This window comes from Vibrio sp. 10N.286.48.B8 (assembly GCF_003050085.1).
Taxonomy (GTDB): domain Bacteria; phylum Pseudomonadota; class Gammaproteobacteria; order Enterobacterales; family Vibrionaceae; genus Vibrio; species Vibrio crassostreae.
This window is the reverse complement of record NZ_PIGD01000008.1, coordinates 31662-52425: the sequence shown is the minus strand read 5'-3', so window position 1 is coordinate 52425 and position 20764 is coordinate 31662. Positions and strand designations below refer to the sequence as shown.

The window sequence follows — 20764 nt, the reverse complement described above, 5'->3', positions numbered from 1 at the left end:
CCAAATAACTTTCTCTATTTAAAGCAACTTTTGGCTGTCTCAGCTTTTCTCAAGTCATGTCAGCAAGATAAGAGCCACGTAAGCTAACACAGCTCTTACCTGCTATGAACAGATTGAGATCAATTAATCTTCCTGATCGAGCAATCTTTCAAATTCATCGATTTGAACTTTGACCATGTCGATGCTTTGTTGCCAAAAATCCACTTGAGTCAGATCCATACCAAGGTGCTTTTGAACCACTTCTTCCGCCATCATGCTGCCCGTATCACGAAGCAACGAAACATAATCGCCATAGAATTGCTCACCTTTCGCATCGCGCTGAGCGTAAACACCTTTACTGAACAGGTAACCGAACAAGTATGGGTAGTTGTAGAAGCTTACTTGAGAGATGCTGAAGTGCAATTTACTCGCCCAGAAATAAGGGTCGGCTTCTGTCATTGCATCGCCGTACCACTCTTTCCAAGTGGTTTCCATCAGGTCACACAGCTGCTGAGCCGTGAGCTCACCTTTTTCACGCTGTTCGTAGAAGGCTTTTTCAAATTCGAAGCGAACGGGAATATTCACCATTAATGCCAAAGAAGAAGAAAGCTCTTCCCACAGCATTTCAAGTTTCTCATTACGTGTTTGTGCTTGCTTCAATAGATGGTCACGAACGATGTTTTCAGCAAAGATCGAAGCGGTTTCTGCTAGCGTCATTGGGTAGCGTGTTTGACACAACGGCATGTCTTTCATCACCCAGTTGTGGAACGCGTGGCCTAGCTCGTGCGCTAATGTCATTAAGTCTGAGCGGCTACCACTCCATGTCATGAACACAAGCGGGGTGCGTGTCGCAGCAAATTTAGTGCAGTACGCACCTAAACGTTTATTGGCAGCTGGAGCGGCATCAATCCAACCGTTCTCAACCATTAATGCGACGAAATCAGCCATCTCTGGATTTACTTCAGCGAAGGCGGTTTTGATCACTTCGATCGCTTCATCAAATGGATAAACCTTAGATTCGCTGTCACCCAGCGGTGGCATTGCTGCTAAATGGTTCCAAGGCTTCATTTCATCGAGCCCGTGAACTCTTGCCATTAACAGGCCTGCTTTCTGGCCTACTGCTCGATTAGCTTTGGCTACCGACATCATGGTGTCTAGCGTTTCTGGCACAATGCGGCTGCCGTGTAGGCTTGGATCTAGGAAGTGTACATCGCTAATCTTCGAGCGCTTTTTGTTTTCAGTCAGTCGCCAACCCGCCAATGCATTTAGGATCGAAGCAAAAGACTCTTGATGCGTTTTCATCGCGCCTTGAACGGCGCGCCATGCCGGTTCTTGTTTGTCGAATTCGCTACCGTACAACAGGCTCGCGGCTTGTGAAAAACCTAGAGCTTCGTCTTGACCGTCCAGCTTTAGCGACAGTTTTAAAGAACCGGTTAGGTTATCGTATAAACGACCCCATCCGTCACGCCCATCAACCTTCATAGCTGCCAATAACTGCTCTTCAGCAACACTGAGTCGACTGCTTGATAACTTACGTGAGCTTTCGATAGCAAAGCGTTGTCCTGCTACATCTGCGCTGTCATGCTCTAATACGGCATCAATAAATTCTGGTTCTGCGTGAATTAGCGTGTCTTCGTAAGGGCTGAACGCTTGAGACATTTCCGAGCTCAGCTTTGCGACACGGCCAAGCAGTGCTTTCGCTTCTGTGTGTGTCGCGTCTACCGATGCGTGGCAATTAGCGAAAGTGTTGATCGTGCTGAGTAGCGTGCCTGCCGCTTCTGAAGTCTGAATCGCGTTTTGCATCGCTAGAATGATGTGACGCTTTTCAACGTGTAAGTTCAACAGCTCAATACACTGCTGAATGAGTTCAATGTCCTGTTCGATTTTTGCATCATTAAGATCGCTGTAAGCAATGCTTAGATCCCAACTCGGTGTTGTCATGACTAAATTCCTTTCACGTAAGTAGTAATACCAATCAGGTATAACGGCTGTGAACGCCGCTTTATATTTCGATCTATTAGATCTGTGTCTATTTACAGATCTAATAGATTGTTAAGTCTTAAACTGTGTTTTTTGAACACTCAGAGAACAGGCAGCCCTATCGATTTAACGCTGATAAAACTCTGTGCAAACTGAGTGATTTGAATATGAGTTATCGACGCGTTTTCTATCGATAACTTCGAGTACAAACTCGGATTTTTCCAATCGATATCAAGGTAGTGCGCTAACAATATGCGAATCACACCACCATGGGTAACCAACAATATATTGTCACTTGAATCATGCAAAAGTTGCGACCAAGCTTGAGTTACTCTGTCGTGGAAGCCCTGTAAACTTTCTGCGCCAGTTAATTGATGATTAGCAGGATCTTGCCAAAAGGTTTCTAACATTCCCCACTTGTCTTTAAGTTCATCAAATGGGACACCATCTACTTCACCGAAGTTCATTTCCTGAAAGTCTGGTGCAATCGACAAAGGCACAGACATACGCTCTGCATACAAGCTCGCGAGATCACCACATCGTCTTAATGGCGAGGTAACCACGCTATCAAAGGTAATGTCTTGTGTAGCAAGCGCCTGACATATCTGTTCTTGAAGCTCAGGGCTCACCAATACATCAGATAAACCATTAAGTGCAGCTTTTCCTTCGACTTTGCCATGTCTTAGCAGATAGATGTTTTTGGTTGTTCCATTGACCATGTGCGTGACCTAGGCTTGAGTATCAAGCAAGTGATTGGATGGTTTTAAGCTCAGTGGTAACCCTGCTGCGACCAGAGTGACTCGTTCAACAACGCGAGCTAGCGCTTGGTTCATTCGCCCAGCATTGTCAACAAACAAGCGCGACACTTTACCCAGTGGCACCACACCTAAACCGACTTCGTTAGACACCATGATAATTTGCGCTGGGCTTTGCTCGACGCTTTTGACCAATACTTCAACCACGGCTTCAACCTGTTCATTGGTTGCGTCATCACCCAGTTCAAAGATGATGTTGTTCAGCCACAAGGTTAGGCAATCAATCAACACCACATCTTCTTTCTCAAAAGACTGCAGTTTTTCGGCCAATTCGACGGGAACTTCATGCTCAATCCACTGCTCGCCACGACGTTGTTGATGGTGCGCGATTCGTTCTCGCATTTCGTCGTCCAAATAAGTGGCCGTTGCAATATAGTTAAGGCGTCTATTTGAACATGCTTCAAGCGCACATAATGCTTGTTGCTCTGCAAAACTAGACTTACCAGAACGAGCTCCACCCAATACCAGATGACTGTTTCGCTGACTTGCTTGACTAATTTGATTCGTGTTTGTCATAGGAAACCGTTATAGAAAGCCATTGTAAAATGCAGTAATGAATACCAGGTAAATCAATAACTCCATCAATTGCTGTGCTGCCCCCAAACAGTCGCCAGTAAAGCCACCTATTAGAGCCGTTAACCACTTTTTGAAACCTGCTCTGAACAGATAGGCGACGACCGATAAAACCATAGCGAATTCAAGACCAAACCACAGGCTAGGCAGTACGCCCACAAACAATAAAAAGACAAGTTCACCTTTAGTTTGCTTGTTGGCCAATGGCTTACTCTTGCTCGTGTCCAAATCACTGACATAAGGCATGTCGTAAATCAGCGATGCTGCGATCGCTCGGCTAAAGGTGTAGCTCGTCACGATGACCATAAACAACCCAGTCAAGCTGACGAGTTCATTGAGCAGAGCCCACTTACCAAGCAATGCCATGATCAGCGCAGACGCACCATATGTACCAATTCGGCTGTCTTTCATGATGGTCAAGCGGCGTTCAAGTGTCATACCGCCACCGATGCCATCCGCCATGTCAGTCAAGCCGTCTTCATGGAAAGCGCCAGTGAGCATTAAGCTGAAACTCATCATCAAGAAGATGGCAATCGAACTCGGTAATACTGTATTAAGCAGCAAGAACACACCGCCACACAACAGACCAAGTAACAAACCAACCGTTGAAAAGTAGCGACCAGAACGATTCATTCGCTCTGTTGAATAAGGCGTGTTCTTTGGCATTGGCAATCGAGAAAAGAAACCCATCGCCAGAGCAAACAGCTCCCATTGATAAGTGACTCGATCTTTCAACGATCCTTCTGGAGTATCACTCATTAAACCGTGACTCCAGCGCTTTCGAAGCTCGCCATGTTGTTATAGAACTCGGCTGCCGCACGAATAATTGGCATCGCCAAAGCTGCACCAGTGCCCTCGCCCAATCTCAACCCAAGATCAAGCAACGGCTCAGCGTCTAGTAGCTCTAACAGAATTTTGTGCCCTGACTCTTCAGAGCGATGTGCAAAGATCATATAGTCACGGCAGTTCGGTTCAATTAAGGTCGCGACATACGCCGCAACCGACACGATAAAGCCATCGACTAATACTGGTGTTCTGTTTTGGTAAGCACCAAGGAAACCACCGACCATTTGAACGATTTCATAACCGCCGACTTGTGCTAGTACCTCTTTAATATCTTTAACATCAGTCGCATCTAAACCTTTGCAACGCGCAACACCTTGCTCAACCACAGCCACTTTACGTGCAAGCTGTTCATTGTTGATGCCAGTTCCGAGGCCAACACATTCATCTGCAGAGCGATTCGCTAACGCACTTAAAATCGCTGACGCGCTGCTGGTATTGCCGATGCCCATTTCACCAAACATGATGATATTGGTGCCATTCGAAATGGTTCTAGATACAAGCTCTGCGCCCAGTTCAATCCCACGTTCCACCGTTTCTAAATTCATTGCCGCTTCGTTGGCAAAGTTTTTGGTTCGCGTACCCAAGCGCTGAGAAATCAACATGCCACTATCAGATTCCACAGGCAACAATATCCCCGTGTCGACTACCGTGATATCGATATTATTCACCGCACAGAAGCAATTGATCGCTGCACCTCCATTTAGGAAGTTCAACACCATCTGCTGTGTTACCGCGCTTGGAGCAATACTCACACCTTCATCTGCTATGCCATGGTCGCCAGCAAATATAATGATACTTGGCGTATTCAATTCGATGTGTTCAACCGCAGCTTGTTTGCCTTGGCTCTGAATCAATGCCAGTTGATGCGCGACTTTTTCTAGTAAGCCAAGTGCGCCATGTGGCTTGGTTTTTTGGTCAATACGGTGTTGGATGTACTGCGAGTATTGGGTATCTAACATAGTTTTTATAAACGCTTATTCTGGGTACGGTTTAGTTAGGAAAGCTATTTAGGGCGTGCTACAGAGAACACATTAGAAAGCGTCGCGTATTCACCGCCGCCCAGTCGAGATAAAGGATCAAGTGCTAGTGCATCAATCTTCAAGCGATCGCTCTCTTTATCGATCACACCTTCAGAGATATACACCTGTTCAACTTGAGCAAAGATAAGGCTTTGCGGTACTTCACCGACTTCTTTAACTTCATACAATGTGCAGCCAAAAGCCACGGCGCACTCTTTCACTCTCGGTAAAGAAAAGCCCTCAAATTCAACCAGCTCAATATTATTCGCGGTTACTTCAGAATCACCATGATCGAGAGTGGCAGCTGTTGCCGTCATTATTTCTGCAGAACTTGAAGACGCGATATGGATCACCAGCTTACCCGTTTCAAGGGCGTTACGAGTGGTATCTTTGATTTCGCCCGTTGGCTTCTTCCCGACCGACAACATCAGTAGCGGTGGATTGCTGGAAACGGGTGTGAAATAAGAGAAAGGCGCTAGGTTGTACTCTTGGTCAGAAGATTCCGTCAATGCCCACGCAATAGGGCGAGGAACAACGGTTTGTGTCATCAGGTGATAAATCTGAGTGGGAGCAAGAGTATCAAGCTTGAAGTTCATAGCACGTCCTTGGTCTATGTGAATTACGACTCAGTTTACGTGTTAAGAAGAGTCGTATCTATGGCTAAGTACTAGAAACCGCAGAGAGTGTTCTTAATTTAGACAGATCACGTTGGTTTTTTCTCAAATTGACAATCAAATTGACGAACCCTATAACACCAACAATTCTGACAATAGATTTATCAATAACTTACATTTTGGCATCGTTTATGCTTTATCTAAAACACTTGTTAATCTCTCCATTGATAAGTACCCATACAGTGAATTCCCACAACACTGACGCTACACAAAGAAACACAAGCGATAGAAATACTCAACAGAACAGCGATTTAGGAGGTGTAATGATTCCGAACTCAAGTAAAAGAAAGCCAAATAAATCAAATAAGAAAACCAGCAAAAAGGTAAGGAAAATCCCACTGTCCTTCACCTAGTAAGCAGCAAAGCAAGTAACAAAGCCCGTCGCCCAGCGGGCTTTGTTATGTTTGAGACTCAACCAATACCGGATTCAGATCCCTACTATATTAAATACGTCATTAGCCACTCAGCATTCGCCCCTCATTTATCAAACTTTTATTCGCTTAAAATTCAAACACTGTTTATATTAAACAAGCACTTGTGAAGCGAGTAAGGGGTTAGGATGAGCATTTCTGGAGACAAAACATCGGTCGTAGTGGCTGGTGCTACTGGGCTAATTGGCCAACATGTGATGAAACTGCTCACCGACGAACCTGCCGTCGAGCATATCTATGCCCTATCTCGAAGAGCACTAAATTCACAGTTTGACTCCAACAAGCTCCACACGCTTATTCACAGCGACCTGCAAGTCACCAGTTGGGACGATAGCCAAGCCACGCCAAATCTTGGCGTTATCTGCTTAGGTACGACTAAGAAAAAGGCAGGATCAAAAGAAGCACTGCGCAAAATCGATGTGGAGCTGGTTAGCCAAGTCGCTCAGTCGATGAAATTTCTTGGGGTTCAACGCGTCGCGGTCGTTTCTAGCTATGGCGCTTCACCAGATTCCTATTCGCACTACCTTCGTTGCAAGGGGCAAATGGAGCAAAACTTAAAACGTATTGGCTTCAAGCAACTTTTCATCGCACGCCCCGGACCGCTGGTTGGTGAGCGTGATGAACCAAGAGCTGATGAAAAACTCCTGCAAAGTGTCTTTCCTCTGCTGTCTCCATTTATGTTTGGTAAGTTCAAAAACCTACGCCCTATTCAGTCGGAAGACGTAGCTAAAGCAATGTTGTTCCGATTATTCGAAAATAATTTCCAAAATATCGAAATTTACTCGTCAAGTGACATGCTCAATTTATTGGCAAAATATCGCTAAAAAGCTCACCTATTCATCACAATGTTGAATATCCACCCATCCTATTGAGTGGATATTACTAATCGTTCTATTAAATTACTTTTCCTTATTTTACGTTTTGTTACAGGTCGCTACTGTAGCTAACAGTATTTGCGCCCATATATCTAAGCGCCCTATCGATTTAAAGAAATTCATAAGGAAAACAAATGTCATTTTCAGCTATCGCTGCCTTAGCGGTATTCACTGGTATCCTCTTCTTTCTCTACGGACAGCAGAAAAAAGAAAACACGTTATCGCGCTTAGTTCTATTAGGTTTAGTTTTTGGTAGTGCTTTCGGCCTTGGTCTTCAGCTGCTATTTGGTGAAGGCAATCCTGTTATTAACGAAACGCTAGACTGGGTAAACATTGTTGGTCGTGGTTACGTTGGCTTACTGAAAATGGTCATCATGCCATTAGTACTAGTTTCAATGATTGCGGCGGTAGTTAAGCTTGAGAAAGGCGGTTCACTGGGCAAGATTTCTGGCATCACCATTTCTGTCCTGCTAGCAACCACAGCAATCTCTGCGATTGTTGGTATTGTTGTTACGCAAGCATTCGGCTTATCTGCGGAAGGCTTAACAGAAGGCGCTCGCGAAACAGCACGTATCGCAACACTAGAAAGCCGCATTGGCAGCGTTTCAGACCTAACAATTCCGCAGATGCTGATTAGCTTTATTCCGACTAACCCATTTGCAGACCTAACGGGCGCTCGCTCTACGTCTATTATCGCAGTGGTTATCTTTGGTGTGCTAACGGGTATCGCTGCTCGTAAAGTGATGGCAGAGAAAGAAGAACTAGAATCTCCAATCCGTACCTTCGTTGAAGCGGCTCAATCTATCGTGATGCGCTTAGTTAAGATGATCATGGCACTAACACCATATGGCATCGCAGCGTTAATGGCGAAAGTAGTGGCAACATCAAGCGCTTCTGACATCTTAAGCCTACTAGGTTTCATCGTAGCGTCTTACGTAGCGATTCTACTGATGTTCGTTGTACACGGTGTGTTGGTTTCTTTTGTTGGTGTGAACCCGAAAGAGTACTTCCAAAAGATCTGGCCAGTACTGACGTTCGCTTTCACGTCTCGTAGTTCTGCAGCAACGATTCCACTGAACGTTGAAGCTCAAATCACTAAGCTTAACGTACCACCAGCGATTGCTAACCTGTCTGCCTCTTTCGGTGCAACGATTGGTCAAAACGGTTGTGCGGGTATCTACCCTGCAATGCTTGCAGTTATGGTTGCACCTACGGTTGGTATTGACCCAATGGACATCAACTTCATTCTGTCTCTGATTGCTATTATCACAGTGAGCTCTTTCGGTATTGCTGGTGTGGGTGGCGGTGCAACATTCGCGGCGCTTATCGTACTGCCAGCGATGGGTCTTCCTGTAACGATTGCAGCACTGCTTATCTCTATCGAGCCTCTTATCGATATGGCACGTACAGCGCTTAACGTATCTGGTGCAATGACAGCTGGTACTATCACAAGTCGCCTATTGGGTAAGAAAGACAAGCAACAAGATCTGGAACAAGCGAACGCTTAATTCTGAATCAAACAGCTCGACCAACAAAAAAACCGATGCATGTGCATCGGTTTTTTATTATTACCGTTTTATATGGAGTGAATTAGATTTAAATAACCCTATTAATTTATATGCCAATATTTAGAAAGGTGTTATCGAACAATAAACAAGCGATTTTTAGAATGATCTCATTGATAATTGTGTTTAATAGAAAAAATCGTGCATTTGTTCAATAAAACAATGAGTTAGCTATGAACGATTAACATAACTGATATATCATGCACCGCTTCAGTATGTCACATCATTTTGGCACCAGTTCGATAACAGGATCCTCATGAGCTTTATTATACTTTTACTTCTTCTACTCTTCGTTTTCATAACACGCTTACTTCAATGGCGAGCAACTTCCACTTTTTTATCTCTTGTTCTTATATCGTCATTTGTGTTGATTGGTTCAGGTTTTATCCCTCGTTATTTATTAGATGACCTGCAAGCAAATTACGAAAGTAAGCCTGAGATCCAATGGTCGGATAATAATTCGATTGTTCTTCTGGGTGCAGGCACGCAGCTAATTAAAAGCAGACAAGAGTTCGAGCCTGCCTTTTTCTCTTATGGCCGAATCAGCGAAACAGCCAGCCAATATAAAGATTGTTCGGAAACGCAAGCCACTTGCAAAGTGATCATCAGTGGTGGCGATGCACAAAACAACGGTGTCACCGAAGCAGAAGTTTATCAACAACAATTGCTGAGACTTGGCGTTCCGATGGGTGACATCATTCAAGAGCCAAATAGCGTCAACACTTGGAAGAATGCACAGCTTACTAGTGACCTAATGAAGCATCATAAATTCGACAACATTGTACTGGTTTCATCTGGCCTACATATTCGTCGCAGCGAGCTCTACTTCAACCACTTCGGCTTGAATGTTGTTCCAGTGAGAGCCGATTATATGGCGGCTCAAATTTCATGGCTGCCATTGTGGTACAACTTTGCGGTCACAGATTTTGCTATGCATGAACAGATAGGATTTGCTCGTTACAACATCTACAACTTTATGGGCTGGAACAGCAAACGCGAAAAGCCAGGTGATGCGTAATAAGACACTTGCCGATTACCGAGGGCTGCTCTAAGTAAGGTAGTCAAATCACTATAAATGAAAATGCAGCGATAACCCTTGGGTTATCGCTGCATTTTTGTATCTGTTTTGTCTATGTTCTTTACCAACTATGCAAAACAATCAGTATCAACCTGTTTGTTGAACTCGCCACCTTTCATCATTTCATCGAAAGCTTTACACACACCTCAAAAGGTATCCCGTACCTGAGTACGCACCGCTCAATAAAAAAGACAGAGAATAAAGAGAAAAATCTTTATCAAATGATACTTTAATCATTAAATGAGCCTGAAATTAAAGAGAATTTCTTTTCAATTCAATTCAGTATTTTTGCGATCGTTTTATATGACAGAGTACACGCCGCTAGGAGCCCTCGGCTTCAAAATAACACATATAAATAATATCTAATAAAAAAGCCAAACAATGGCAATTAGGAACTCATTAATGTTCAACGTCAGTAAAACTGCGCTCTTTATCGCTGCCACATCATTAACGTCTTATTCTGTTAATGCCAAAATCTATTCAGACCAAGTCGTGTTGGATAACCTCGGTGAAGATATCTGCCGTTCCGATTATCGTCCGCTCAGCAATACAGAAGCTCAAGAACACAAAACCTCCCTACTATCTCGCATGAATGTATGGGACATTATTGGCCTTCAAAATGACTGGGTGATCATGGGGTCTGGCTACCACGGGCTCATCAAACATGGGCAACCAAGCGACAATACTTGGTGCTACCCCAACACCCCAGACGCAGGCCTGCCATACTACGAAGCGCAAGCCATTGAAACGAACAACAACCTTGATGTTCAAAACGCTTTAGTCAGCGACAACACGAACTTTATCAGACCACTGAGTTACTTAGCCCATAACCTGGGTTACGCTTGGGTTGGAGGCGATAGCGCGCGTTATGTGGGTCAAGATATGGCGATTAAACCGCTTAACAATGGTTGGGAGATTAAAGGCAATAACGATGGAAGCTGTGCCGGTGATCGCTGTAATGAGAAGGCAAGCATCACTGTTGATAACTTCGCTTACACGCTCGATAACACATCGTTTTTACACGGCTCTATCACAGAGACCGACCAAGAGCTGATTGAAACCGTCTCGGCTTATGCAATCAATGATGGAGATCAGCCTAAACAAATCATCGTTGACCTTCATTTTCAGCAATCCACACAATGGCGTAAAACACAGCGCTTCGACCTTGCTGATTCAGTCGTCATTGATGAAACTTTTCACTGGCCACAAGTTGGCAAAACAGAGGTAAAAGTCGCGCTAGAAGAAGGCCAACGTTTCTCTGATACCAATAGTGGCGCTCATTTTGAGCCGACGGATCTACAAGCCATCATTACCGTGCCTGCTCATTCCGTGCTGCCTTTTCAAGTCGAGTTCTTACGCTCTACCATCTCTTACCCATACCGTATCAAGACAAACATGAGTTACGACGTGAACTTTACAGGTTTCCTTCGTTATAGCGGCAACGCGCTAAGCTCACACCCAACCAACCGCCCTACTGTCTCACACACCTTCACCATGGGAACCACCAGCGAAGATCAAGCCAATATCCGTTACCAGTGGGATCACCGCTATATTCCTGGAGAGATGAAATGGTGGGATTGGAGCTGGGCAATCAACACCAATGGCTTGAATAGCATGCAGTACGCCGCAGGTGCCAGTGTGCGTCCTTTCTACACCTATGTTTCAGGCCAGTTTAGTGCGGAGTCACAATATTCTGGAATGATAGATATCGGCGCTGAGCACGCTGCTAATTCATTTGATGTCATAGAGGTATTAACTAACCACACAACCTACTACGCGGGTGATATTAAAGTGGTTACTGATTTCGACCCTGCGACTCTTGCTCGACTTGGGTATGAAGATGCTCATCTTGTGATAAACCCTTTACAGCAGTAAACAAACTCATATCTCCCCCCTTACCTAAGCTCATCACTCTGGTGGTGAGCTTTTTTTGTAATACCTCTATCAACACAACCAAACCTATCTTGAATCTCAGAAACCAAACAAGGCTCGTACCAGTTGGTGAGAAGCTATCTCGATAGATACAGCTAACTATCCAAAAAGAAATACTATGAAAAACAAAAACACGTTATGGCGGTTCGCTGCGATTATATATAGCCCCATATCTGTCGCATTTTGTCTTAGTGACGACGTCCAAGATACTCAATCATTAGATGCGATTAACCAGAATCGTATAACGTCATGGGCTCGGAACGAAGTTTATTCAGAGCCACAGTTTGGGATTGCACTAGGCGAACTCGAGCAAGATGCTCATACGAACTCTTTTTCGGCAGCTTGGCCACAAACAGAACAAGCACTAGCGAGCGTCCCTCAAACTTTTGAAAGTCCACTAAGCGAACAAAGTCTATTCAGTCGCCTCGGTAAAGCGGGCTCTTCTACGTTAGAAGTTTTAGGGCCAGTTGGAGATGCGGTCGCTGTGGGCTTTTGGCTAGACAACATGGTAAGTACATTCTCTCAGGAATCCTCTACCCGTCTTGATGAAGCCGCTTCTGTTTTTTCCATCATTCCTCTCGTTGGTGACGAGTTAAACCTATTGTCGAATGATATTAAGTACTTCGCAGCGAAAGAAAAAATTGAAGAGTTTGAAAGCCAATCACATTACGTGTTTAGTGATCACTCGTCAGAGTTTTATCGCTTCCATCACAAAAAAGAGGACGCAATTACTCTACTTAACAAATACGACAATCACGTATTACAGAGTGCCAAAATGTATGTCGACCACTTACTTCTTGAAGCTAACACAGAATATCGCCGACTGACCGCTGCATACGACAGGCAACTTTCTAAGCAAATGGCACGCATTGATTTAGAAATGTTGAAATCTATCGCGCATGTATCGCCTGAATCAAATCTGCACCAACCTCTATGCCACAACGTTCACTCCTCTTTAACAGAACTAGAACGCTGTATTCGCACTGAAGGGCCCTCACGTATTGGCAATTTAGTTAATAACCTAAACAAAGATGACTACCACGCGCTCGCTTTAAAATTACATAGCAAGAAAAGAGAGCTCGTTGAAATCGCTTTACGCCGACTATCCACGCACAGAATGAACATAGTTAAAAGGCTAATAGAAAGGTCAAAACCTCACGTCGCATCGATCATAACACACAGCAAAATCAACCGAAGTACATTGGAATTTCAAGTCAGGCAAAGTGGACTGAGAGAGTATGCAAACGAAGTTTGGGGGCTTGATTATCTCAGTGAAGAGCAACTTAAAACTGCTACCTTACTGATACGCCCAGCCAGAGAATGTTGGGGAGTTCCTGCCATTGTACCAGGAGGCATTAAAGCCTCTGTCGATGCGTGTAAAGACTCTGGTGCATTATACGATACTTACCACCCTAAAAAGGACCCAGAGTTATCAGAAGTGTTGCTAAGAAAGGTTGAACTTAATGTCGAACAGTATATTGCATCAAGAGTTATTGATGGTTGGCCAGCTGGCTTATTTAAAACTCACTTAATCAACACTGCTAACGCCTACATATCAGGCCAGTCGTCGAACAAACTATTTGAAGAGCTCCTGTCCAAGTTAGCAAACAAGGAGGCTCTCCCCTACCAAACGTCTTTCAATGATTACCTAGAGAGCAAAGGAGTTGACAGCTCTGACCCCAATAATCGCAACAGTTGGTATCAGATTAGCCGTTGGTACGAGTTGCTGCTAACAGAACGACCAAGTGGTGGGGTATTAGATCAAATCAAACAATATGAAATTTTTAAACACTTTATTCAGCCTCAATTCAAGATAGCTATTACCCTTTCTTACATACGCTCTCTCAATTACTCAGTACCCTACCCAAGCGTATACTCTGCAGCAAACCTTAGGTTTTATGCCCCTCAAATGGCAGACATACTCGATAACGTGATGTCGCAACCTGGCGCTCACTTTGAGCGAAACTTTCAAAGCGCCATTGACAGCATAACGGAAAAGGCGATGAAAGCGACAAATGCCAACCAACTTCAGTATTTATTGGGCGATCTTTCTCTCTATCTTCAAATCGCACAGCATCAACAGTCAGAATCAAATATATCAACCAACAGTAAACATCAACTGTTCAACAGCACGCTATCACCTCTTCATCTGAGCTACCTATCACAAGACCATCAAGACACCATTGCGTTTCAAATTGGGGAGATCTCTACCCACCAGCTTTGGTCACAACTTGCCGATATCAAGAGCACGTTAAGCCAAGGGGATATTCAAACGGCAGTTACACAACTAGGAGTCATCGTAAAGGAGGATGACTTTACTATGCTTCCACACATCAACCATCTGCTGCTTAGAGAGCTAGAAGATTGGATTGAAATCCAATTGGCACTAGAGGAATAAGTCTATGAAACATAACATTACACGAATCTTCTTGGTCTTGTTGCTGATCATTAATTCAAGCGGTGCATTTGCTGGAAAAGGTTCTGAATTTGGACTCTTTTATGATGATCCAGACGGCGTAAAAGTCATCGAAGGATACAATTCCACGGCTTATGGAAACCTCTATCGCATGTCCAGAAATCTATACGTGCAAACCAAGAGTGACGCCTACCTTGCAGACATGAGCGTGTTAATTCGCAACCTGCAACTATCGCCAACAGGGCGTGAGATTTTGCGACAAATCGCGACCTACGAACCAGTAAATGCACCCGATGATGCTGTTGAACCGTTAGTTGAACATACGGTTGGAGTCGATCAATCAAAGGCCACTGTTGTCACTGTGATCAGGGAGCCTGAAGGCCCAGGCCGACTATTCGAGACAGTACCTTCGATATTCGAAGATCAACAAAAAGCTTCACTGGCATGGCAACGACAATTCAATGGTAAAGGTGTATCGAATACAATACTCTTCTCCACCACAGAAATGGTTAACATTCCAGGAAAGAACACACCATTTGATCAAACTGTCGCTTTAGGACATGAGCTCATCCACGCTCGAGACCTTGCTTCTGGCGCTGTTCCACAAGGCAGTACACCTTTGTCTCATCGACATCCCGACACCAACCAAATCACAGAATATGTCATTCCGAATTATGAGTACCAAACGACAGGAATTACACACTACAACAATGCTGAAAATGGGCGAGATCCTGTAACGGAAATCAGTAGTGCCAGACAATCAATGATCACCCTTCGCGAAGAGATGTATTTCCATTGGAAAGCACTGGGACAAGAAAAGGCTAAGGCGTATTTAAAAAATGAAAAAGTAGTGAGCGAGTTTCATTTGGCTGATGATCTAGGAAAAACGAAGCGCAATACTTATTGGCCAAAAGAGCACTACGACTATCAACCCTATGCCCTTGAAACTAGACCATCTGCAACACCTCAGCATGCCCCTAAATGGGATACCGTAGAAGGAAAGCAAGCTCATATAGAAGTTAAACAAGCACTCCAAAAGTCATTAAGTGAAGGGAACAAGCCAGCGATTGTTATCGTTGACGCTACCGAACAGCGTCTTTCTCAAAGCCTGCAAAACTCGCCAGCGCTTACACGAAGAGGCCTTAGTAACCAAAGTTCCATTTTAAAATACGCAGCTCAGAACGACATTAAAGTGGTCAACCTATACAGTGCCGCGAATGAAACGCCACTGGGCTCGCTAAAGAAACGGAAAAAGAACCTGCTGTATCGAGCAATTTCCGGCCAAAGAACAGGCGAGACACAAGGTTATCGAGATGTTCAGTACAACGAAGGCAACCAAACAGCCCTAACCTCGGCACTGGAAGACAATGACGAAGTGTTAGTGATGGCCTACTCTGACGGCAAAGTAACAACCAATATTATCGACAATCTTTCAGAAAACATGCAAAAACAAGTAGTGGTATCGCGATACGCTAACTTGGATTACCAGCCATCAAACCTCAGCGCAGAAGAAAGCACTGCCTGGAAATCGCTAGGAAGAAAAGACAATGTAAGAATGCTTGGAGGTGGCAGTCGCTCTCGCTTCAATATATGTAGCATCCAATAAAAAAGGCTTAAAAAGCCAGTTTGCCATCAATAAACGTCGTATACAACTGGCCCTTTGTTAGTGATTAACCGCAATAGCAAAGGGCTGGTTTATGACAAATAAACCCGTTGCGTGACTTAAAAATGAAATCACAACGAAACAAAAGTTTGAGTTAATGGGGCCGGTTATACACTGGGATTCCATCAGGAGGATCTATGAAACACTGCCCATCTTGTTCAACTGAACTGGTCGCAAGAGACGATGTACAAATTTGCCCACGCAATGAAATCGGCGACTGCTATTTTGATGGTTATGAGCAATATCAGCTCGAATATCATCAGTTTAAAAACAACCAACAAGACTCAACGTTCGACATCGTAGACATTGTTGCCGATTAGCAGGCCAAAGCCTTAGTCGGTAACCTACTTGCTTACCTACTTACCTACTTACCTACTTACCAGTAAAGCGGTCGTAAGTGAGACACTGGCAATGAATTATTTCTCGAACATAGAGACACGACCGGTTCAAATGAACCCGCAAATAATTCTATGCAGTTGCCAACATTGAAAAAGCCCCGATGTGAGACACATCGGGGGCTTTTAATACTTCTTCACGCCACAAGTAATTGACGAATTAGATAGTGGTTTAGTCGAGGACTACCACATTAGATCATCTGGGATCACGAAGTCTTTGTACGGGTCATCTTCGTCAACTTCATCAGAGCTTGAAGCTTGAGTATCAACGATAGATTCTTCGTCACGCATGGCGATCTTGTTCGCTACCGCAGTAGGAATAACAACATAGCTTTCGCCTTGACGCGCGATACTTAGAATACCTTTACTTAGTTGCTTTTGAGTCAGATCTTCTACGTAAAGGTATTTAACTAGCGTACCGTCGGTGAAGTTGTATTTGATCTCACCATTCTTCTGTTCGATCTTGTTCATCTCAATCAGTTGCTTCACTTGAGCTTTAATTTCTTTGCTCAACTGCTGTTCTTTCAACTGTTGGTTTAACTCTTTGTCTTTCGCTTGCTGCGCCAGTTTAGTTTCTTCTGCTGCCGCTTTTGCTTCACGAGACTGAACGCGAGACTTTTTAGAGCCCTTCTTCGCCTTCTTTAATTTTTTCTCATTTACCAAGCCAGCTTTAAGCATTTGCTCTTGGAGTGTTAACTTTGCCATGACTTTCCCAGTTCAGGATTAAAAACGACACTATCATACCTGTTTTTGAGGAATCTGTTTACTGAACAATGGCAAAATTTATGCTGATAGAGCAAGGCGGTTAGCGTTTTCCCTTATCGTGATTCACAGCATCCATTTCTGGTTATTTACCGACCTATGATTTCCACAAAAACACACCACTAGTGACTTACCCTCAAGCCCAAATCGTTCCTCTATTTTTTAGCGTGCGCGCGTATCACTTATCATTCAGGCAAAGCAATATGTTAATTTTCAATGAGTAATCTAATTTATAAAACCATGGCATATATCTAATATTTGGATAATTCCCATAGAGTTATAACTCCAATGTCACAACTCTTTACTACGTTATTCTTTAAACCAATCAGTAAGGATAACGTGAAAATGAAAACTCAATGGACTTGCCTGAGTGCAATACTTGCATCAGCTTCATTCATTTCAACCTCGGCTATTGCAGATACCGATGTGTACCTGACCAATAACACGAGCCAAGTAATGACGATTCAAACCAATCACACGGGTACCGACCAGCTTCAATTCGGTGATGAGTGGCAGCAACATGTTGAACAAATTGGCCCGTGGGAAACCAAAAAGCTGATAAGTTTCAACCGCTGGACAGGCGTGAAGTCCGGTAAGACATACGAGTTTGACACAGTAGTCTCAAATTCTATTGGGGAGAGCGTCACACTTAATCAAATCATGGAAGGACATTGGTACAACTCAACACTGCAACACGGTTTGAGCGCAGCAGACGTCGACTTAACACTGCATGATGATCGTAATATTCACCGTAATTCAACCGATGCTTTTGATGTGAATACGGAGCTTGCCTCCAAAGCTGATAACACCGCTCGCTACGATGATATTTACTATACCATCACCCCAGAGAAAATCGATGAGCAACCAGAGCCAGATGCCAACATATTGAAAGTGATGACCTACAACATTTGGGCTCTACCCGCTATCGCTTCGCACATCGGTGATCGTTACGACCTCATCCCTCAATACGTTAAGGGCTACGACGTATTGGCGCTTCAAGAAGTGTTTGCCAACGGACGAGATGAGTTCCTGCGTGAACTGGCAAAAGAGTATCCTTACCAAACTAAAATGCTCGATAAAGAAGGCATCAACATCTACGACGGTGGCGTGATCATTGTGAGCCGCTATCCTATCGTCAACGAAGCACAATACGTATTCCCTGATTGTACGGGCACAGATTGTTTCGCAGACAAAGGCGTGAATTACGCTGAGGTCATCAAAAACGGTCAGGCTTACCACGTGTTCGGTACTCACACCGCTTCGTTCGATACGAACACAGCGCGTGACTATCGTCAGCGTCAATTTAGACAGATGCGTGAACTCGCTCAATCACTGAATATACCAACCTCAGAAACGGTGATTTACAGCGGCGATTTCAACGTGAACAAGCTGAAGTTCCCAAGCGACTACCAACAGATGTTCGCTAACCTACAAGCCGCTGAGCCGGAGTATTCAGGTTATACCGCTTCTACCTTTGACCCACGCATCAACAACTTTGCGGGTGCACCTATGTCGGGTGGTGAGAACGTCGAATACTTGGATTACGTGGTGGTGAGTTCAGAGTACGCACAAAAAACTCACAACAATAACCTCGTTGACGTTCCTCGCTCAACCAGCAGTGAATTATGGAAGCACTACAACCTTTCAGACCACTTCCCTGTTAGTGCTGTCATCAAGTAGCGCGGTGAACGGATAATGCATCGAGTTATATTAATCCTAATGCTCGTCGCGGTGACGAGCATTGTTGGCTACTCATGGTCATCAAAATCAATTGAAACACCGCAATCTTCTGTTCAACACACAGAAGCAAAAAAGCACGTTTCTAAAACAATTGAGGACAATAGTCCCACATCAAAGACGGCAAGCTTTTCAGACAATCCCGTTTCGCAAGGTAAACAAGTCCAAACTGAAAACCTGCACGGAAAAGTATATGCAGAAGACCTAATTGAACTTGAAGGTAAATCGCTGCTGAATGAACTCGATAAGTTTTGGACGCTTTGCCAACAAGTGGGCAATTGCACTGAACAACTCGCGCAGTTGAAATCTAAATTACCGATAGAATGGTTTGAACTATTAAGTGATTACCCCAAGCTATCTACTGATTGGCAAGTAATGGAAAGCACAATTCCACTTGAGTCCGTTGACTCTTTGGAAGCGCGTGTTGAGCTGTTTAAGCAGTCTGCACAAGAGGTTTGGGGAGAGTTAGCCCACCAGCTATTTGCCGATCAATTTGCGCATCTGAACTTTACGCTCAGAGCAAACACGCTTGAGGAAGTTGAGCCCACAGAATTTATCTCACACTACCAAGATTTACTCGCTGAGTGGGCAAACAAAACAGGGACATTAAATGCAGAGACTCCGGCTCAAAAATACGAGCTTGCTGTCTCACTGCTGCCAAACCGCTACAGTTCTGCCGAGCTAGCGACCATCAAAGTTGAACTTCAAGAGACATATTTAGATGCAGCACAGGCCGATAATATCGCCGCGCGTGAACAACAAGTGGTGCAACAACAGCAGACTGTGATGACGTATCACGAACAGCTGGATCAATTAAAATCGAGCTTAGACTCTCAACGCTCTGCAAGTCATGCCAATTGGGATACTCAGGAATGGAACAGTTACTATCAACAACAAGTAACTGAATTTCGTGAGCAGTTCTTCAGGAAATAAAGAGAGACAAAAGTTATAACCAGATTAAGTGAGGCCTTTACGAAACTGCGCCGGTGTTTTATTTAGCCAGCTTTTGAATGCTCGTCTAAAATTAGCGGGGTCGCTATACCCTAGCCTTTCACCGATGTCATCGATACTCATTGCTGTGCCGAGTAACAACTCTTTGGCTAATTCGACCCGGACTTCAGTAAGTAAGGCTTGATAACTGGAATTATGAGAAACCAGTTCTCGTCTGAGTGTGCGAGAACTGCAACCAAACTCTAGTGCGAGTTGCTCTATAGTCGGAAAGCTACCTGCGGTTTGATAAAAGATCGTTTTGATCTGATTCGTTAATAGATGTTCAGAGTCCAGAGTCTCCACTATCGACTGACAAGAAGCGAGATAGCGCTTCAGTGTCGCGGCATCATGAGTCAATAAGGTTTGCGACAAAACCGAGGCATCAAAACGTAGTTTACAATGGCTTTGTTCAAAAATCACCGGACACTGGAAACGCTCGTCATAGAGCTTGGCGTAATTGGGGCGAGCATAAGGCAAAGCCAAAGTGTGAATATCCAACTCATGACCAGTCAGTTCTTTGAACAAAGAGACGATTGAACTCAAGAAATACTCACTGCAAAAAGGCAGGAGATCGCCCACTTCCAGGGTGTTCTCAATCTGAATCACTGCTTGCTCGGAATCTAGAAACAATTTAACCGAGAAAATAGGCCCGTTTAAACGCAGGTACTTGAAGCCCGACTTGATGGCCTCCCCGACATTTTGACTGGTCGATAGCGCATAACCCAACACACCAAAGTGGCTCAGACTCGCGTGTTCTCCCAACCAAAGCCCTAAGCCATCGTGAGGAAAGTTCTGGTTGGCCGCACTGAAGATGGACAGTTTATCCGCGTAAGTCAGCTTCCCATTGGGGTTTTGCCAATCTAGGCTTTCTAACCCGGCACCAGCAAGTAGCGCTTCAATATCCACGCCTCTTTGCGCCAGTGTATGCAGCAATAACGCGACATCCAATGTGCCCAATTGGTGGCGATGCTCCGTTGGCATATACTCCGCGATAGTTTCCAATTAAATCCCCTTATACTGAGCCTATTCCCACG

17 protein-coding genes are annotated in these 20764 nt (G+C 44.3%); 9 read left to right on the top strand and 8 right to left on the bottom strand.

The annotated features are described in order from the left end of the window. Positions 1 to 123: 123 nt before the first annotated feature. The 6 genes from CWO08_RS11320 to CWO08_RS11295 all read right to left on the bottom strand — a co-directional run bounded on the left by CWO08_RS11320 (position 124) and on the right by CWO08_RS11295 (position 5808). Complete coding sequence (locus tag CWO08_RS11320; RefSeq protein WP_108020453.1) at positions 124 to 1920, bottom strand: M3 family oligoendopeptidase; 1797 nt, start codon at positions 1918 to 1920, stop codon at positions 124 to 126. Positions 1921 to 2060: 140 nt separating this feature from the next. After that, positions 2061 to 2678 carry an alpha-ribazole phosphatase family protein gene (gene cobC / locus CWO08_RS11315; protein WP_108020452.1) on the bottom strand — a complete coding sequence of 206 codons (618 nt, stop codon included), beginning with the start codon at positions 2676 to 2678 and terminating at the stop codon, positions 2061 to 2063. A 9-nt stretch (positions 2679 to 2687) separates the two neighbouring features. Then, positions 2688 to 3290, bottom strand: a complete 603-nt coding sequence (gene cobU, locus CWO08_RS11310; RefSeq protein WP_108020451.1) for a bifunctional adenosylcobinamide kinase/adenosylcobinamide-phosphate guanylyltransferase — start codon at positions 3288 to 3290, stop codon at positions 2688 to 2690. A 9-nt stretch (positions 3291 to 3299) separates the two neighbouring features. After that, positions 3300 to 4106 carry an adenosylcobinamide-GDP ribazoletransferase gene (locus CWO08_RS11305; protein ID WP_108020450.1) on the bottom strand — a complete coding sequence of 269 codons (807 nt, stop codon included), beginning with the start codon at positions 4104 to 4106 and terminating at the stop codon, positions 3300 to 3302. Then, positions 4106 to 5152 carry a nicotinate-nucleotide--dimethylbenzimidazole phosphoribosyltransferase gene (gene cobT, locus CWO08_RS11300; RefSeq protein ID WP_108020449.1) on the bottom strand — a complete coding sequence of 349 codons (1047 nt, stop codon included), beginning with the start codon at positions 5150 to 5152 and terminating at the stop codon, positions 4106 to 4108. Before cobT ends, CWO08_RS11305 begins: the two co-directional genes overlap by 1 nt. Before the next feature lie 44 nt (positions 5153 to 5196). Beyond that, a complete protein-coding gene (locus CWO08_RS11295; protein ID WP_102433227.1) occupies positions 5197 to 5808 on the bottom strand; it encodes a flavin reductase family protein in 612 nt (203 codons plus the stop codon). A 637-nt stretch (positions 5809 to 6445) separates the two neighbouring features. Here CWO08_RS11295 and CWO08_RS11290 point away from each other — a divergent pair. From CWO08_RS11290 to CWO08_RS11260, 7 genes are all read left to right on the top strand, one after another. After that, a complete protein-coding gene (locus CWO08_RS11290; RefSeq protein ID WP_107899393.1) occupies positions 6446 to 7141 on the top strand; it encodes an NAD-dependent epimerase/dehydratase family protein in 696 nt (231 codons plus the stop codon). Positions 7142 to 7326: 185 nt separating this feature from the next. Further along, positions 7327 to 8700, top strand: a complete 1374-nt coding sequence (locus CWO08_RS11285; protein WP_048611859.1) for an L-cystine transporter — start codon at positions 7327 to 7329, stop codon at positions 8698 to 8700. Between the two features lie 313 nt (positions 8701 to 9013). Further along, positions 9014 to 9775 (top strand): YdcF family protein, encoded by a 762-nt coding sequence (locus CWO08_RS11280; RefSeq protein ID WP_107899394.1) that lies wholly within the window; start codon positions 9014 to 9016, stop codon positions 9773 to 9775. Positions 9776 to 10237: 462 nt separating this feature from the next. Further along, positions 10238 to 11710 (top strand): aerolysin family beta-barrel pore-forming toxin, encoded by a 1473-nt coding sequence (locus CWO08_RS11275; protein ID WP_108020448.1) that lies wholly within the window; start codon positions 10238 to 10240, stop codon positions 11708 to 11710. 175 nt (positions 11711 to 11885) lie between these two features. After that, positions 11886 to 14165, top strand: coding sequence for a hypothetical protein (locus tag CWO08_RS11270; RefSeq protein ID WP_108020447.1), 2280 nt, complete (start codon positions 11886 to 11888; stop codon positions 14163 to 14165). Between the two features lie 4 nt (positions 14166 to 14169). Beyond that, positions 14170 to 15789 (top strand): M91 family zinc metallopeptidase, encoded by a 1620-nt coding sequence (locus CWO08_RS11265; protein WP_108020446.1) that lies wholly within the window; start codon positions 14170 to 14172, stop codon positions 15787 to 15789. A gap of 194 nt (positions 15790 to 15983) precedes the next feature. Then, the gene (locus CWO08_RS11260) at positions 15984 to 16166 is read left to right on the top strand and encodes a hypothetical protein (protein WP_102433221.1); all 183 of its coding nucleotides are present in this window, start codon (positions 15984 to 15986) and stop codon (positions 16164 to 16166) included. A 258-nt stretch (positions 16167 to 16424) separates the two neighbouring features. On the opposite strand, the gene CWO08_RS11255 is transcribed toward CWO08_RS11260, so the two are convergent. Further along, positions 16425 to 16946, bottom strand: a complete 522-nt coding sequence (locus CWO08_RS11255) for a DUF2058 domain-containing protein (RefSeq protein ID WP_004734880.1) — start codon at positions 16944 to 16946, stop codon at positions 16425 to 16427. 402 nt (positions 16947 to 17348) lie between these two features. Here CWO08_RS11255 and CWO08_RS11250 point away from each other — a divergent pair, with 402 nt between their 5' ends. Next, complete coding sequence (locus CWO08_RS11250; protein ID WP_108020445.1) at positions 17349 to 18683, top strand: sphingomyelin phosphodiesterase; 1335 nt, start codon at positions 17349 to 17351, stop codon at positions 18681 to 18683. Between the two features lie 39 nt (positions 18684 to 18722). Next, positions 18723 to 19673, top strand: coding sequence for a chromosome partitioning protein ParA (locus tag CWO08_RS11245; protein WP_108020444.1), 951 nt, complete (start codon positions 18723 to 18725; stop codon positions 19671 to 19673). Between the two features lie 24 nt (positions 19674 to 19697). Here the strand turns inward: CWO08_RS11245 and CWO08_RS11240 are convergent, their stop codons facing one another. Further along, on the bottom strand, positions 19698 to 20732 hold the full coding sequence (locus CWO08_RS11240; protein WP_102480597.1) for an AraC family transcriptional regulator: 1035 nt from the start codon (positions 20730 to 20732) through the stop codon (positions 19698 to 19700). Between the last annotated feature and the right edge of the window lie 32 nt (positions 20733 to 20764).